The organism is Paracoccus sp. FO-3 (assembly GCF_006386455.1).
Lineage (GTDB): Bacteria > Pseudomonadota > Alphaproteobacteria > Rhodobacterales > Rhodobacteraceae > Paracoccus > Paracoccus versutus.
This window is the reverse complement of record NZ_VCBQ01000261.1, coordinates 1-1330: the sequence shown is the minus strand read 5'-3', so window position 1 is coordinate 1330 and position 1330 is coordinate 1. Positions and strand designations below refer to the sequence as shown.

Here is a 1330-nt window from a genome sequence, read left to right as displayed (position 1 = left end):
GCCGAGATACTCCCGATGCTCTGCCGTGCCGGCGGGCCTGGGGCCGATGGGTTCGTGCTCTCGGCGGGGCCGATGCCTGCGCGCCTGCCTGGTGCGCCTTCCGATCCGGCCCTGGGCGGCGAGGGCACGGCACAGGACATGGCGTGCGTCACGGCCCGGATCATGGAAGGCGGGGGGCCGGGGCGACGCCGCCCCCGCGCATCATCTTTCGAGGAGTTTCTGGTGGTTTCTCTCGAGCAGGGCGAGGCCGGCGAGCAGGAAGACCAGGGCGATGGCGACCACATAGGCCTGGCTGATATAGCTGGCCTCGTAGGTGGCGTAAAAGCCGCGGCGCATCAGCCCGGTGCAATGGATCAGCGGGTTGTACCACAGCAGGTCCTGCGCCCGGACCGGCATCATGTCGTAAAGGAAGATCACCCCCGAGATCAGGAACAGCGGCCGGGTCAGGATGTGCCAGATCCGCTCCCAGACCGGGAAGGCGTTCATCAGGTAGCAGTTCAGCGTCCCCACCCCGGTGCCCAGCAGCGCCACCAGCAGCAGCGCCTCGAAGACCCCGGCCATGTCCACCGGCCCCGGCAGCTGGTAGGCCAGGAAGATGCCGCCGATCACGATGGCGATCACCGCGACATGGGTCAGCGCGTTCAGCACCACCCGCGCCAGCAGCGCATCGAGGAAGGTCACGCTGGGATAGGCCAGGAAGGGCCGCGAGAAGCGGATCGAGGCGGCGGTCTTGTTGGCCAGGTCGGTGAACATGGCAAAGGGCAGGTAGCCGGTGGCATAGAACAGCGGGAAGTTCGAGCCCAGGCCCGGGCTGCGCAGCGCCATGCTGAACAGCACCGACAAAAGCGCCACGCCCAGCACCGGCTCGAGCACCGCCCAGACATAGCCGCCGGCCGAGCGGCCGTAGCTGGTGGCCATCTCGCGCAGCATCAGGGCCACCACGGTGCGCGGCATGCGAAAGCGCGGCCCGTTGCGCGACGGGCGCTGCGGCCGGCGGGTCGGGCCCGCATGGGCTGCGCCGGCATGGCTTTCGTCGGGTGGGCTTTCGCCGGCTGGGCTTTCGCCGGCACGGGCCTGGCCGGCACGGGTCTGGCCGGCTGGGCCTTGGGGGTGGCGGATTTCCGGGGCGGTATCGGACATGTGAACGCAAACACTGGTCTGGACGGGCGGCAATATGTAACAACTGCGCCCGAAAGGTAAACCAGCGAAAGCGCACCTGCCCGTGACCACCCCCTCCACACCGGCCGGCGGCAAGGCCGGCCAGCCAGCCGAGCCCGCCACCCGGCAGCCGGGCGCCGCCCTGCCGCGGCAGGCCGAGGCCGAGGCTGTC

General features: G+C 69.9%; 1 protein-coding gene. It reads right to left on the bottom strand.

Going from position 1 to position 1330, the window contains the following annotated elements:
* Nucleotides 1–201 precede the first annotated feature (201 nt).
* Nucleotides 202–954 carry an ABC transporter permease gene (locus FE811_RS26850; protein WP_036759960.1) on the bottom strand — a complete coding sequence of 251 codons (753 nt, stop codon included), beginning with the start codon at nt 952–954 and terminating at the stop codon, nt 202–204.
* Nucleotides 955–1330 lie beyond the last annotated feature (376 nt).